This window comes from Citrobacter sp. CK188 (assembly GCF_030333525.1).
Lineage (GTDB): Bacteria > Pseudomonadota > Gammaproteobacteria > Enterobacterales > Enterobacteriaceae > Citrobacter_B > Citrobacter_B koseri.
Genome location: NZ_JAOWFU010000034.1, coordinates 1 through 14,867 on the forward strand (window position 1 = coordinate 1; position 14,867 = coordinate 14,867).

The following is a 14,867-nucleotide window of genomic DNA, read 5'->3' on the forward strand; positions in this document are numbered from 1 at the left end:
ACGCGGGGTGGAGCAGCCTGGTAGCTCGTCGGGCTCATAACCCGAAGGTCGTCGGTTCAAATCCGGCCCCCGCAACCAATATTAAACACCTTAACGGGTGTTTTTTCGTTTCTGCGGTCCGTAAAAAAAGCGCCTTTCAGCGCTTTTTTATTATCCCCTTCTCGCCAGCGTCGCCCCATCGGCAAAGTAGGCTTTAATACCCGCCAGAATCGACTCCGCCACTTCCTGCTGGAACTTCGCCGTTTTGAGCTTACGCTCCTCTTCAATATTACTGATAAAGGCGGTTTCCACGAGAATAGAGGGAATATCCGGCGCTTTCAGCACCGCAAAGCCGGCCTGCTCGACCTGATTTTTGTGCAGATTATTAACTCTTCCCAGCTTGTTGAGCACCGCTTTACCGAACTTCAGGCTATCGGCGATGGTCAACGATTGCACCATGTCGAACATTGTGTGATCGACATAGCGATCGCCGCTTTTACTCACGCCGCCGATCAAATCCGAGGCGTTCTGAGTTTGCGCGAGGTATTTTGCCGCCGTACTGGTCGCGCCCTTCGTCGAGAGCGCAAAAACAGATGAACCGCTGGGCTGTCGGCTGGTAAACGCGTCCGCATGGATAGAGACAAACAGGTCGGCGCGCTGCTTCTGGGCTTTTGCCACGCGCACTTTCAGCGGAATGAAGATATCCTCATTACGCGTCATGTAGACCTTCATATTGCCTTCTCTCTCAATTAACGCGCGCAAGCGGCGGGCAATCTGCAACACCACGTCTTTTTCGCGCGTCTTGTATTTCCCCACGGCGCCGGGATCTTCCCCTCCATGACCGGGATCGAGCATGATCACGATCGGGCGATCGCGGCCCGCCTTGCCCGGCTGCGGCCCGCTCTGCGCAGGCGGCACCTGCTTATCCAGATCGCCTTTGTTGTAATCTTCCAGCAGCGCCAGCAACGGATCCTGCATATCCTGCGCATTGGCAGGGTAGAGATCCATCACCAGGCGTTCTTTAAAGCCCGCCACTGGCGCAAGGGCAAACAGCTGCGGTTTCACGTTTTGCTTCAGCTCAAACACCATCCGCACCGTCTGTGGATCAAACTGCCCCACTCGCGCTGACTTGATATACGGATCGTCCGCGCGGATCTGCGCGCCAATGCCTTTAAGCACCGAGTTCAGATTCACGCCTTCAATATCCACCACCACGCGCTCAGGGTTACTCAGGGCAAACTGTTTGTATTTCAGCAGACGGTTCGATTCCACCGTGACGCGGGTATAGCTGGACGCAGGCCAGATGCGTACCGCGACGACCTGGCTGACGGCAGCCAAACCGACCTGACTTACGCTCAATAGCCACATGGCGCCCGTCCCTTGTAGTAAACGACGGCGACTGATTGCTGAGTTGGATCCCGACATGCTTCTCCCGAGCAAAACAAACTTAACGGTGCTGATGTACAAAACGTCTAAATTGACCGGAAACTTTAGCGAATGACGCATAATCTGTCATCTATAAAAGGGTAAACTTTCTTTTTGTATTCACGGTATTACTGGGAGAAAACTTCAGCGGGATTAAAATTTGCGCTTGCGCACGACGGAAAAACAGAATAAAAATACATTAATTTCGAATAATCATGCAATGAGGGTGTGCCGTGGTGAAGGAACGTAGAACCGAACTGGTACAGGGATTCCGCCATTCTGTTCCCTATATCAATACCCATCGGGGAAAAACGTTTGTCATTATGCTTGGCGGTGAGGCCATTGAGCATGAAAATTTCTCCAGTATCGTCAATGACATCGGGCTTCTGCACAGTCTGGGTATTCGCCTGGTGGTGGTGTATGGCGCGCGTCCGCAAATCGACGCGAACCTTGCCGCACATCATCATGAGCCGCTGTACCACAAAAATACCCGCGTAACGGACGCCAAAACGCTGGAACTGGTTAAGCAAGCGGCAGGCACGTTGCAGCTGGATATCACCGCCCGTCTGTCGATGAGCCTGAACAACACCCCCTTACAGGGCGCGCACATCAACGTCGTCAGCGGCAATTTTATTATTGCACAGCCGCTGGGCGTGGATGACGGCGTGGATTACTGCCACAGCGGACGCATTCGCCGTATTGATGAAGAGGCGATTCATCGCCAGTTAGACAGCGGCGCAATTGTGCTGATGGGGCCGGTCGCGGTTTCCGTCACAGGCGAAAGTTTTAACCTGACCTCAGAAGAGATCGCCACGCAGCTCGCCATCAAACTGAAGGCGGAGAAGATGATCGGCTTCTGTTCATCGCAAGGGGTAACTAACGACGAAGGCGACATCGTTTCCGAACTTTTCCCGAACGAAGCGCAGGCACGCGTTGAAGCGCAGGAAGAAAAAGGCGATTACAATTCAGGCACCGTGCGGTTCCTGCGCGGCGCGGTGAAAGCCTGCCGCAGCGGCGTGCGTCGCTGCCATCTGATTAGCTACCAGGAAGACGGCGCGCTATTGCAGGAGCTGTTCTCACGCGACGGGATCGGGACGCAAATCGTGATGGAGAGCGCCGAGCAGATTCGCCGCGCCACCATTAACGATATCGGCGGGATCCTGGAGCTGATTCGCCCGCTGGAACAACAGGGGATTCTGGTGCGCCGCTCCCGTGAACAACTGGAGATGGAGATCGACAAATTCACGATTATCCAGCGAGATAATCTGACCATCGCCTGCGCCGCGCTGTACCCTTTCCCCGAAGAAAAAATCGGCGAAATGGCCTGCGTGGCGGTACATCCAGATTATCGCAGTTCATCGCGTGGCGAAGTCTTGCTGGAGCGGATCGCCGTGCAGGCAAGACAGATGGGCCTCAGCAAGCTGTTTGTGCTGACAACGCGCAGTATTCACTGGTTCCAGGAACGTGGGTTTACGCCGGTGGATATCGAGCTGCTGCCCGAGAGCAAAAAAGAGATGTACAACTATCAGCGTCGTTCAAAGGTGTTGATGGCAGATTTGGGATAACCCATTTTGCCTGACGACGACGCTAAAGCGTCTTATCGGGTCTACGGGGATGCTGTAGGCCGGATAAGCGCAGGCGCCATCCGGCAACTTGCCTCACAGCCCGTTATTAAAAAACGCGGACAGTCCGCTACGTCGTTCCGTGCGCGTCGCAATTGCCCCGCTCAAAACCCGTTCATCGGCATAGAGAGACAGGCGACGACGTGCGCGCGTCACGGCGGTATACACCAGCTCGCGGGTCACAACCGGCGAGCGCTGGCTGGGTAAAATCAGCGCCGCATGATCGAACTCCGATCCCTGCGATTTATGCACCGTCATCGCCCAGGTTGTTTCATGCTCCGGCAAACGGCTGGGCTGCACCGACTTAATGCTGCCATCCGGCATGGCGAACCACACCCTCAACCCCTGGCCGCGATCGAGCGCAATACCGATATCGCCATTGAACAACCCCAACGCGCTGTCATTGCGCGCAATCATTACCGGACGCCCTTCATACCAGCGGCTGTGCGGGTGACGCTGAATTTTGCGCTTTTGCAGCATAACCTGTTCGATACGTTCATTCAGACCGCCAACGCCAAACGGCCCTTCACGCAGCGCGCACAGCAACTGGTACTCATTGAAAGCCTGAATAATCGCCTCCGGCTCCGCGCCCTCGCGAACAAGCGCCAGATAACGCCCATAACCGGCCAGCGCCTCGTCGAGCATGGCGGCGTAATCCTCGCTGCTCTGTAGCGTTCGTTTTTTAATATCGCTGAATCCCTGCTGAAAGACCGTTTTCATCGCCGCTTTATCGCCGCGATTAATGGCTGCCGCCAGTTGACCAATGCCGGAATCATGCCCGAAGCGATAGCTTTTTTGCAGCAAACACAGGCTATCGCGCAAAGAGGCCGCCTCCGTGCCTGCGCCCGCAGGAATGGGGCTTCCCGTCAGTCGGCTCAGCTGCTGCGCGCGCCCGGCGGTAAATCCGGCATTTACCCAGGCGCAGATATCGCCCAGCACCGCCCCCGCCTCAACGGAAGCCAGCTGATCGCGATCGCCGAGAAAAATCACGCGTCCGTGCGGCGGCAGCGCCTCAATTAGCCGCGACATCATCGGCAAATCGATCATTGATGCCTCATCCACCACCAGCACGTCCAGATGCAGCGGGTTTCCCGCGTGATGGCGCAGCCTCTGGCTACCGGGCTGTGCGCCCAACAGCCGGTGCAACGTACTGGCGTCATCCGGGATGCGTTTTTTTTGCTCATCCGTGAGCGGAAGCTGGCGCAATGCCGCGCCAAGCGACTCGGTCAGACGCGCCGCCGCTTTCCCCGTCGGCGCCGCCAGTCGTATACGGCATCGCTCGCCGTCCGCCATCTGAATCAACGCGGCCAGCAGCTTCGCCACGGTAGTGGTTTTACCGGTGCCAGGCCCGCCGGAAATGACGGAAATACGGCGCGTCAACGCCACGGCCGCCGCCACTTTTTGCCAGTTGACGTCATCCGTCGGCGGGAAAAGCGCATCCAGCGTGCGGGCCAGTTGCAGTTCATCTACCGCGATCGCCTGGTTAACCTCGCTAAAAAAGCGGGCTACCGTGCGCTCGTTACTCCACATCCGGTTCAGGTAAAGGCGATCTTCATGCAGAATCAACGGCGTTGGCCGCTCTCCCCGACTGACCGCCCCGGAAGCCAGCAGACACGATGCCCAGTCTTCAGGCGCGTCCCTCTCGCTAAACCAGGAGACCAGTAGCGGATGCGACTCTTCCGTTATCGCCAGGCGCGAAAGCGGCATACAGACATGCCCTTCCCCGGCATCGCGGCTGAGCAATGCAACGGCCAGCGTCACGCACGGATCGTCCTGCCCGGCAACCGCCAGCGCAAACTGAGCGTCTAATGGCCGCAACAACTGTTGTTCTACGGCCTCCAGTAATCGCTTCTGAATTGTCATTGCGCCTCCTCCGCTACAACGCCTGCAAACATCTCATCCATTAACGCAATCAGTTCGCCGTCCGGCCGGGTCGAGAAAATGCCCTGCCGTGGATATTCACGGTCAACGCCGCGCAGGAAAAGGTAGATCACGCCGCCGAAATGACGTTCATAGTCATAATCGGCGATGCGATGGCGCAGATAGCGGTGCAACGCCAGCGTATACAACTGATATTGCAGGTCATAGCGATGCGCCTGCATCGCTGAGGCCATCGCCTCCTGAGTGTAGGCCGTGCTGTCTTCGCCCAGCCAGTTTGATTTGTAATCGAGCAGGTAATACCGCCCTTCATGGCGAAACACCAGGTCGATAAACCCTTTCAGCATGCCGCGAACCTGCATGAAGTCGAGCGGCGGGCAGCCCGCCGAGAGCGGATCAAACCGGCGAATCAGCGCATCCAGTTGACTGGCGATAAGCGGCTGTGCGATCGGCAGATAAAACGCCATCTCCACCTGTTTTTCACGGGCGGAAAGATGACGCAGACTCACGCCGCGTTCGGTCAGGGGAGCCTGCAAAACAGCGTCCAGCCACTGCGTTAAAACCGGCTCCCAGTGCGCGTCATAACCGCCAAGCTCCAGTTTTTCCCGTACCCAGGCCGGGTCAACGGGCTGCGTAAAGTCGAGGTCTTCAAACAGGCTATGCAGGAATGTACCCGGCGATGCCCCTCGCGGGAACTGGTGCGGCGTCAGCTCCGGCTCTTCCACCACGTCCCCTACCCCGGCGGCATCCACATCCAGACGCGGAATTAAATCCTGGGCGACGCTATGGCCTTGCTGCTGTAAGCCGGAATAACTGGTTACTCGCCAGTTGTCGGCAGGCATTCGGCGTAATTCTCTGGCGCTTAGCGCCGCACGCGACGCTTCCGTTACCTGCCAGCGTTCGCTGTCCGGTTCGTCTGGCGTCCGACAGGCGATATCCTCCCCGCAAAGCGCGTCAATGCAGGCGCGAAGCCCAGCGGCATCTTTCGGCTCACCTTTTTGCAGCAGGCGCCCGAGCGCGCTCTGGTGTACATCGGTATCGCCTTTCTTATCTCCGCGACGACGCACCAACGGCGCAACGCCGAGGCTGCAATGCCACACCGAACGGGTCAGCGCCACATAAAGCAAACGCAGGTCTTCCGCCAGACGCTCTGCTTCCGCCAGTTCAACGCTCTCCTCGGCGTGGCTGAGATCCAGCACCGCGTCAAACGAATTGCGATCGTGATAAAACGCCTGATCCTGCACGCGGAAATGGGTAATAAAAGGCAGCCAGACGAGCGGGTATTCCAGCCCTTTTGATTTATGGATGGTGACGATTTGCACCAGATGTTTATCGCTTTCCAGCCGCAGTTGCTGGCTGGCGGCATTGCTGTCCGGCTCAAGAATATGCTGCGACAGCCAGCGCACCAGCGCATGCTCACTTTCCAGCTGCGAACCGGCTTCCTGCAACAATTCGCTGATGTGCAGAATATCGGTCAGGCGGCGCTCGCCTCCCGCCGTCGCCAGCAGGTTTTCGGCAATATTCCGCGCTGACATCAGCGCGCGCAGCATGGGCATGACGCCGCGCTTATGCCAGATTTGACGATAGCCGTCGAACTCTTCGACCACCGTATCCCAGGCATTTTCGTCGTTATTCAGCGTTTCGATGTCCTGCGCGGTCAACCCCATCATTGAGGCCGCCATCGCGCTACGCAGCGTATTTTCACGCTCAGGCGTCATGACGGCCTGTAAGATCCACAGCATCTCCTGCGCTTCCAGCGTCTCAAATACGCTGTCGCGGTTGGAGAGATAAACGGACGGAATCGCCAGCAGCGTCAGCGCATCACGAATTTGCGCCGCTTCCTGGCGGCTTCGCACCAGCACGCTGATATCCGAGGCTCGAACCGGGCGTGAGGTTTTCTCGCTAACAAGCAGCGCATCGCCAGTTTGCCCGGCTTTCAGCCAGTCACGAATTTGCGTCGCGCACACCTGCGCCATGTAACTCTGATAGTCGCCAATGCCGCAGCTTTCCCCTTCCATCAACCACATGTTCATGGCGGGCTGCGTCTCGCCGTTCAGCACAAAGCGCAGCGACTGGTTCTTCTGGGCCGATTTAACCGGCGCAAATGGAATTTCGCGGAACATAAAGGCGTCGTTCATCTGACTGAACAACGTATTCACGCTGTTGACCATGCCCGGTGCGGAACGCCAGTTGGTATCCAGCGTATAATGGGCGCTGACCTCGCTGCGGGCTTTCATGTAGGTGAAGATATCCGCGCCGCGAAACGCATAAATCGCCTGTTTCGGATCGCCAATCAGCAACAGCGCGGTGTCCGGCTGATGCCGCCAGATGCGGCGGAAAATGCGGTACTGCTGCGGGTCGGTATCCTGAAATTCATCAATCATCGCCACCGGGAAACGGCCACGAATTGCGCTTGCCAGCGCATCGCCGCTATTACTACGCAGCGCAACATCCAGACGACTCAGCATGTCGTCGAAACCTAATTCACCCCGGCGTTGTTTTTCCTGCGCAACCGTCTCGCGGATTTCTGCCAGCGCACGGGTAATCAGCAGATCTTTTATCGTCAACGGTTCAGCCAGCAGTTCCTCAATGGCGACAAACAGCGGATGCTGCGGGGTTATGCCGCCCGCTTTGGTTCTCTCTTCCAGGAATCGCCGGGAGAATTTCTCCAGCGCGTCGGGTAATTGATAGGTTTGCGTTTCCGCCTGCGCCCACGCCGTGATCTTCTCGATCCATTTCGTCTGGTTGCCGCGATTGAATTTTCTGCGATCGATTCCCGACGACTCTATCACCCCATCCAGTTCATCAACGGACGCGCACCATTGCTGCTTCAGGGCGTTAATACGCGACAAAATGTGTTCGTGGCGAGACGCCAGCGTCTCGTCTGACGGCGGCGGTGCTTTGATGACCGGCGCTTCGCCCTGCAAATAACGATCGATATCTTTCAGTAGCGCCCGGGGGCCTTTCCACGCTTCAAAGACAACCTGGGCAATTTCGCGTGGCAGCGGATAACAGTGACGCCGCCAGAAGTCGGCGCAGGCCTGATAGCGCAGAAGGGATTCATCTTCGATTAATTGCTGCTCGAACAGCATGCCGGACTCAAACGCATTCAGGCTGAGCATGCGCTGGCAAAAACCGTGGATGGTGAATACTGCCGCCTCATCCATCTGTCTTTCCGCCAACAGTAACCACTGCGCCGCCTGCTTTTTATCCTCGATCTCTTCCAGCAGGCGAGCATATAACGGGTTATCGGTAGTTTCACGCAGACAGGCGATGCGCAGTTCATGGATGTTGCTGCGGATGCGGCCGCGTAACTCTTCGGTGGCCGCCTCGGTAAACGTCACGACCAACAGTTCTTCCACGGTCAGCGGTCGGGGAAAGGCGGCAGAGCCGCCCAATCCGAGCAGCAGGCGCAGATACAACGCGGCGATAGTAAACGTTTTGCCAGTGCCCGCAGAGGCTTCAATCAGACGCTCGCCCGTAAGGGGCAAGCGTAAAGGATCAAGGGACTCAGCGGCATCATTCATTCTTTTCACTCATCAGGGGTAAGGTTTGCTGCAACGCGCTGACGTTCTCCCACACTTTCCAGCCTTCCGGGCGCACGTACTCTGCTTTCCCGTTCTGACTGCCGGAAACCTGTGACAGTATCGCCATGCCTTGCGGCTCAACCACCGCCTGATGGAAGAAATCGGCAAGTTTTTGCGGCGTCAGCAGTTTAATCTGAGCCACGATTTTATCACGTGAATCAAAGCGCATATTGCCGCGATCGAAATCTTTGCTTAATTTCGACGCTTCTTCGCCCAGCGTTTGCGGCGCTTGCAACATCTGCGCGATGATCGCCTGCTGAATTTGCGCAAACTCTTCCGGCGTCATCGCCCGCAGCTTCGCTTCCGCCGTTGGGAAGAATGCTTTGTAACGCTCCCAGAGATAAGACGGTTGCTTGTCGCTGCTTTGCAGCAGGAAACCCATCCCCCACTGACGCCCGACGCTCATCGGGAAAGCGAACACCGCATAACCTAACTGTTCTTCAGTACGCAACTGATTATAGAACCACGGCTGAACGATTTGCCCTAACATCGCGCTGTAGGCTGAACTGGCATATTCATCGTAACCGGTTGGAACGAATACCGCCGCCAGCGCGGAGTCAGTGCTGCTGCCCGCCTTCTCAAAGATGACCGACTGCTTTTTATCCACCAGTACGTCTTTATTGCGACACCACTCTGAACCGTTGGCGCCAAGCTGCTGTTGGATATCCCGCGCCATGGTTTTCACCTGAGCTTCGCGCATATTGCCAATCACCAGGAACTCCGGTCGCGCGCCTGCTTTTAACGTATCGCGGTAAGCCATGACCTCTTTCAGCGTGATCGAAGGCAACAGCTTACGGCGTTCATCACGCTGGAAGTAAGGCACCTGAGAAAGCATCTGTACCGGCATAATCGCCTGATCGTAGGCCTTCCCTTTTTCTGCGGAATCCATCATCTGTGCATACCAGGATTTCGCCTGTTCCAGCTGTTCTTCCGTCGCGGTGTAGCTGAAATACCCTTCCAGCAATGCCTGGAAAAGCTGCGGCAAGCGCTGCGTGTAACCGTTCGCGTTAAGCATCAGACCATTGTTGGCGTTGGTGGAAAAGCCAATCCCGCCAACCGATGCCTGGTTGCTTAACTGGTCGAGCGCGATCCCCGCGAGATAATCGTTTAACGCAAACATCACCTGGTTTCTGGCGCTGTCCATTGCTTTCGGGTTACGCAGAATAACGCTGACATCCGCCTTAGGCTCGCTGGCAAAATAACGGCTCGGCGCATAAACCACGCGCAAATCCGGTTCATCGACAATCAGCTCCGGGTGGGGATATTCCTTCTCCGGTTTGATCAGCGTGAAATCGTCTGGAATATAGGGGTTAAGCTCCGGTAATGACAGCGCAATGCCCTGCGCTTTTTGCTGCCAGTCGGCGAGCGTTTTGTCGTCGATTTTATTCACCTGATAAGGCGCGTCGACAAAATAGGCCGTTTTGTTGTGCGGTTCCTTCGGGCTGATGTACCAGATACGCGCATTCTGCGGCGTCATCATCGCCAGGCGTGATTTCACCGCCGCCGCATCGTATTGATCGGCGATATTCACCGCATCCAGCGTATGTTCCACCGGAACGCGAATCATCGTATCCGCCAGCCATTCGACGTAATCCATATCACGGGTGATAGAGGGGTAACGGAAGTCGAGATCCAGCACATGCGCCAGCTCATCGAAGTAACGTTTATCCACGCCTTTTTCACGTAACAGATTGAGATAGCTGAAGATGGCGGCGACAACGTCGTCCCGGTTCGCCAGCCCTTTGTCCGTCAGGGTAGCGGAAATAGCCAGTACGCCGCTGTTACCGTTAACCACCGGGTCGGAGTCCGCACGAATGCCTTCCACTAATCCTTGTTTTTGCAGCCAGTCGGAGAGCGTTCCCGGGCTACGGTTGCCAATCAGGTAGGTCACCAGTTCGTCGGTTTTGCTGCGAAACTGCGCGCTGTTGTTATCAATACGAAACTCTACGCGCAGCACTTTACGCGGCAGAGCAGGCACATAATGAATGATGATGCCCTTTTGCGCGTCCGTTACTACCGGCACGGTAATTTCCGGCTTTTTGATATTTTTATTCGGCACCCGGCCATAGGTTTCAGCCGCAATACGCGCCAGTTCCGGCAGCGGTTTGTTACTGTAAATCACCGCCTTCATCAGGTTCGCTGAATAATATTTTTCGTGAAACGCCTGCAACGCCTGCTGAACCGGGTTGCCCGGTTTGTCGCTTAAAGTTTCCAGATTGCCGCCAGAGAAGCGCGAACCCGGGTGCGCCGGGTTGATGGTTTCTGCGCTGACCTGCGCCATACGCATACCGTCTCGCGTACGCGCCATCGTCAGTTCGGCATTGACCGCATTGCGCTCACGCTCGGCATATTTTTTATCCAACAACGGGGCGGCAATGGCATCGGCAAGGCGATCGACCGCACCTGACAGGGCGTCGTTTTCCACCTCCAGATAGAAGGCGGTACGATACGGCGCGGTGCTGGCATTATGGCTGCCGCCGTGCATTTTAAGGTATTCGGCAAGGCTGTCAGGCTGGGGATATTTTTTAGATCCCATCAGACTCATATGTTCGAGATAGTGCGCCAGCCCCTGATGTTCATCGGGGTCCTCCAGCGATCCAACAGGCACCACCAGCGCCGAAAGCGATTTCACCGCTTGCGGGTCGGATACCAGCAAAACCACCATGTCATTGTCCAGACGAATCGCCTGATACTGACGCGTATCTTTCTCGCTTTTACGGATGGTTTCCGCCAAAGGCTGCCAACCGGTATCTGCCTGACTTAAGGGTGCCCAAAGGGCGACAAACAACAATAACGCTTTGAACCAGGTGCTGCGGGGCATTCACGAACCTCATCATTAACTTTCTTTCCCGCTCAGGTGAAGCGCGAGCGCGACGCTGGCGCTTATTGAGCAGGACAAAACTGTGTGCTAAACGAGTCAGCATCTCTTATTGTAAAATCAGTCCGTGACAGAAAACGCATCATAAATGAAGCCATTTAATTGCGCAATTTTTATACAGCCCTCACGACTGATTAAAACGAAATAGCGGTAACAGATAACGTTGAGACTGAGAAATAATGCTCTCTATCGTCTTCGGCTCCAGCTGACGCCACAACCGTTGATACCAGATATCATCCCCTTCTCCGCGTATCACCATGTTACCTTCATAAGCCTGCAAGAACTTCGTCCGGGCTTTTTGCAGCGTGTCAGCATCATCTAACATGGCATCATTCGCCGCGTCATAACAAGCTTTTATCCATGCGCCGCCGCTTTCAGGAAGAACCAGCAGTGGGGACGACATCCCTTCCCGATAACCGTCAATCAGCTGTGCGAGGTAAGTTAACGCCTGTTCAGCCTCTAACGGCGGGAAGCGCCACTCTCCCTCTTTACGCAGGAACAAACGACTTTCGCCTTTTCCGCCACAGGCACAATAGACAAGGTGTTCCAGCCAAAGTTGCATTCCCTGCGCAACGCTTATTAAAGATGGGCGCCAGCGCAACAAACCGTCTTCCTGCACCTGCGGCAACCACCCCGTGATCTGCACGCCATTGCAGAGCAGATCAACTTCCATACTTTTCCCCGGCTGACGACACGCGATAATCCTGTCTGCCAGCGACTGCATCTCCTGACGCTGCGTATCCCAGAGGATCTCGCCAAAAGCGCCATACGGGAGATCGCCCGCCGCCCGGAAGCGACGGAATAAAAGCCCGGCATCCTCTTCTTCGACCAGCGTATTAAGCAACTGCTGATTAAGCTGATAGCGGGTTAGCCCTTCCAGAATGAACGGCTCCGTATCGGGAATTTCACTCTCTTCCGCGCGGAAATTCACCTGTAGCCGCATCTGGAAAAACGCCCGCACCGGATGCGCCCAGAAGCGCTGAAGTTTTTCCAGCGTCAACGTCTCAGGGAGTTCATAGGGCAACGGCTGTACAAAATCAGAATGGGCCTCGCCTGACTGACTTGCAGCAGGCAGCCATTCGCGCGCGTAGCTTTGCTGTTCACCGGGAAGATAGTTTTGCGCATCAAACGGCATCCGCGTGTGCAGGCGAGCGATATGCGCTTTCACGCGGGCCTCGCTCTCATCGCTGGTCAGTTCTTCATCTCCCGGCAAATAGTGACTTTGCCCGATATAATCCATCAGTTCCTGCACCAGGACTGACGGGAAACGTTCGCTGTTATCCTGAATAGAGCGCCCGATGTAGCTGATATAGAGCGTCTGCTGCGCAGAAATTAAGGCCTCAAGGAACAGGTAGCGGTCATCATCGCGACGGCTACGATCCCCGCGCATCGGTTTCTGGCTCATCAGGTCAAAACCGAGCGGCGCCAGCTGACGCGGATAGACGCCGTCATTCATACCAAGGAGACACACAACCTTAAAGGGGATAGAACGCATAGGCATGAGCGTACAGATGTTTACCGGCCCCGCCAGAAAACGCTGGCTGATGCGTTCCTGATCCAGCCTTTGCGCCAGCTCGTCCCGTAACAGAGACAGCGGCACCGCATCGCCATACTCCGCCTCAAGCCCTTCGGTGATAATCGCCTGCCATTGCTGCTCGATAAGGGTCATTGCGGCTTCCGTTTCCGCATCGGGCAGGAAAAAGTCATTGAGCATGTCGCGGCAAACCGGGAGCCACTCTTCCAGCGGACGCGCCTGCGCCAGCCCGCGACGCCAGAGGTTCAACTGCATAAGCAGGGACGCCAGATGCCCGACCAGCTCCGCAATCAGCCCGCTGGACTCGTCATAAGGCAGCACGGACTGCCATTCGCCCTGCGCGCTTTCCATCGCGTAACCCAGCAGCATACGCGTCAGGCCAAATTGCCAGGTATGCTGCCCCGTTGCAGGAAGCGCCAGTTCGCGCACGTTGTCATCATCAATCCCCCAGCGGATACCCGACTCATTGACCCATAAGCGAAGATAGCGCAGCCCTTCTTCGTTGATGTTAAATCGAGCCGCCAGAACCGGCACGTCCAGCAGCGCCAGCACATCTTCAGAGACAAAACGGCTGTCCGGCAACGACAGCAGGCTGATAAACGCCTGCAAAACAGGATGCGACTGACGCGCCCGGCGATCGGAGATGGCATAAGGCAGATAGCGTTCGGCAGGCGCACTGCCAAATACGGCCTGAATAAAGGGGCTATAGCTGTCGATATCCGCCACCATGACGATAATATCGCGCGGCATCAGCGTCGGGTCGGCCTCCAGCATCGCCAGCAGACGATCGTGCAGGATCTCCACTTCACGCTGCGGGCTATGGCATACGTGAAAGGTCACGCTGGCGTCATTCGGGTCAAGCAGACGCTTGTTGTCGCTTCGGGCGTACTCTTCGAGGTTCACCCCAGCCACGGCGCGACTTTCCAGCTCAAGGATGTCCGCCTGAATGTTATGAAGCAGGTTGTCCGGGGGAATATCGACAAACGCATCCAGTTCCTGCGTGTTTTCCAGTTCGGAAAGCAAGTAGATGTAATCCCGCCCCAGTTTCCCCCAGGACGCCAGCATCGGGTTCCCGACATCCTGCTCGCCGTCGCTATTAAATAACTCCCCGGCGCGTTGGTTATCGCGAAACAGCGGTAAGTCGCGCTCCTCAAAGCTGTGACGACGCTGACGAGCCACCAGTTTTGCCAGCCAGGCAGGGTCTCTGATATCCCCCCAGTAATAACGGCAGGGGTTAGTGAACAGCAGATGGATTTCGATGTGCTTTCCCAGCGCCTGCAAGGCCCGGAGATACACCGGCGGCAGCGCGGAAATACCACAAATAAAGACGCGCGAAGGCAGCCCCGTCGGGCTGGTTGTCGCATTTTCCAGCGTCTGGATAAAACGCTGATACACATTCGCACGGTGCCAACGCGGCTGCCCCAGTTCAGCCGTGTATTCCACCAGCGCCTTCCACAGCGGCGCCTGCCAGATCTGAGCCTCCCCTAACCCGTCAACCATCTGCCCCGCCTCCCACTGGGTAAGCCAGTCGGGGCGATAGACCAGATACTGATCGAAAAGATCGGCGGCACGCGAGGAAAGCTGGAATAGCTTGCGCTTGTCAGCGTCGTCCGTCAGATAGTGGCGCAGTAGTGTAAAATCCTCACGCTCCAGCAGTTGCGGCAGCAGCGTCATCAGCTTCCAGCTCATGTTTTGCTTGCTGAACGCGCTCTCTTTCGGGATATCAGGCAGCACGCGTACAAACATATCCCAGATAAAACTCGCGGGTAGCGGAAAATCGATATTCGCGGCGATACCAAATTTCTGCGAAAGGGTCATTTGCAGCCACTGCGCCATACCGGTACTTTGAACCAACACAATTTCGGGTTCAAAAGGATCGTCAAGCCGATCGCGCTCAACGATGAATTCCATTAACGCTTCCAGCACGTCCAGACGGTTGGAGTGGTAGACCCTTAACATAGCAA

6 protein-coding genes and 1 tRNA gene are annotated in these 14,867 nt (G+C 56.3%); 2 read left to right on the forward strand and 5 right to left on the reverse strand.

Features of this window, described 5'->3' with window-relative positions; all coding sequences use genetic code 11:
• Nucleotide 1 precedes the first annotated feature (1 nt).
• Nucleotides 2–78 (forward strand) — tRNA-Met (locus OGV67_RS13705).
• Between the two features lie 72 nt (nucleotides 79–150).
• Here the strand turns inward: OGV67_RS13705 and amiC are convergent.
• Entirely contained in the window at nucleotides 151–1,404 is a 1,254-nt protein-coding gene (amiC, locus tag OGV67_RS13710; RefSeq protein WP_024130905.1) for an N-acetylmuramoyl-L-alanine amidase AmiC, read from the reverse strand.
• A 233-nt stretch (nucleotides 1,405–1,637) separates the two neighbouring features.
• Between amiC and argA the strand changes: the two genes are divergently transcribed.
• Nucleotides 1,638–2,969: an amino-acid N-acetyltransferase gene (argA, locus tag OGV67_RS13715; protein ID WP_024130906.1), complete on the forward strand. Its 1,332-nt coding sequence runs from the start codon at nucleotides 1,638–1,640 to the stop codon at nucleotides 2,967–2,969.
• Between the two features lie 93 nt (nucleotides 2,970–3,062).
• On the opposite strand, the gene recD is transcribed toward argA, so the two are convergent.
• The 4 genes from recD to recC all read right to left on the reverse strand — a co-directional run bounded on the left by recD (nucleotide 3,063) and on the right by recC (nucleotide 14,862).
• Nucleotides 3,063–4,889: an exodeoxyribonuclease V subunit alpha gene (gene recD / locus OGV67_RS13720; RefSeq protein WP_114848279.1), complete on the reverse strand. Its 1,827-nt coding sequence runs from the start codon at nucleotides 4,887–4,889 to the stop codon at nucleotides 3,063–3,065.
• Nucleotides 4,886–8,431 (reverse strand): exodeoxyribonuclease V subunit beta, encoded by a 3,546-nt coding sequence (gene recB / locus OGV67_RS13725; protein ID WP_114848280.1) that lies wholly within the window; start codon nucleotides 8,429–8,431, stop codon nucleotides 4,886–4,888. The genes recD and recB overlap by 4 nt, the downstream gene beginning before the upstream one ends.
• Complete coding sequence (gene ptrA / locus OGV67_RS13730; protein WP_114848281.1) at nucleotides 8,424–11,312, reverse strand: pitrilysin; 2,889 nt, start codon at nucleotides 11,310–11,312, stop codon at nucleotides 8,424–8,426. The genes recB and ptrA overlap by 8 nt, the downstream gene beginning before the upstream one ends.
• Before the next feature lie 181 nt (nucleotides 11,313–11,493).
• A complete protein-coding gene (gene recC, locus OGV67_RS13735; protein ID WP_115614457.1) occupies nucleotides 11,494–14,862 on the reverse strand; it encodes an exodeoxyribonuclease V subunit gamma in 3,369 nt (1,122 codons plus the stop codon).
• Nucleotides 14,863–14,867: the final 5 nt, after the last annotated feature.

Excerpts from the sequence above, each read along its gene's own strand:
- recB (WP_114848280.1), bottom strand. The coding sequence starts at position 8,431 with ATGAATGATGCCGCTGAGTCCCTTGATCCTTTACGCTTGCCCCTTACG.
- ptrA (WP_114848281.1), bottom strand. The coding sequence starts at position 11,312 with ATGCCCCGCAGCACCTGGTTCAAAGCGTTATTGTTGTTTGTCGCCCTT.
- amiC (WP_024130905.1), bottom strand. The coding sequence starts at position 1,404 with ATGTCGGGATCCAACTCAGCAATCAGTCGCCGTCGTTTACTACAAGGG.
- recC (WP_115614457.1), bottom strand. The coding sequence starts at position 14,862 with ATGTTAAGGGTCTACCACTCCAACCGTCTGGACGTGCTGGAAGCGTTA.
- recD (WP_114848279.1), bottom strand. The coding sequence starts at position 4,889 with ATGACAATTCAGAAGCGATTACTGGAGGCCGTAGAACAACAGTTGTTG.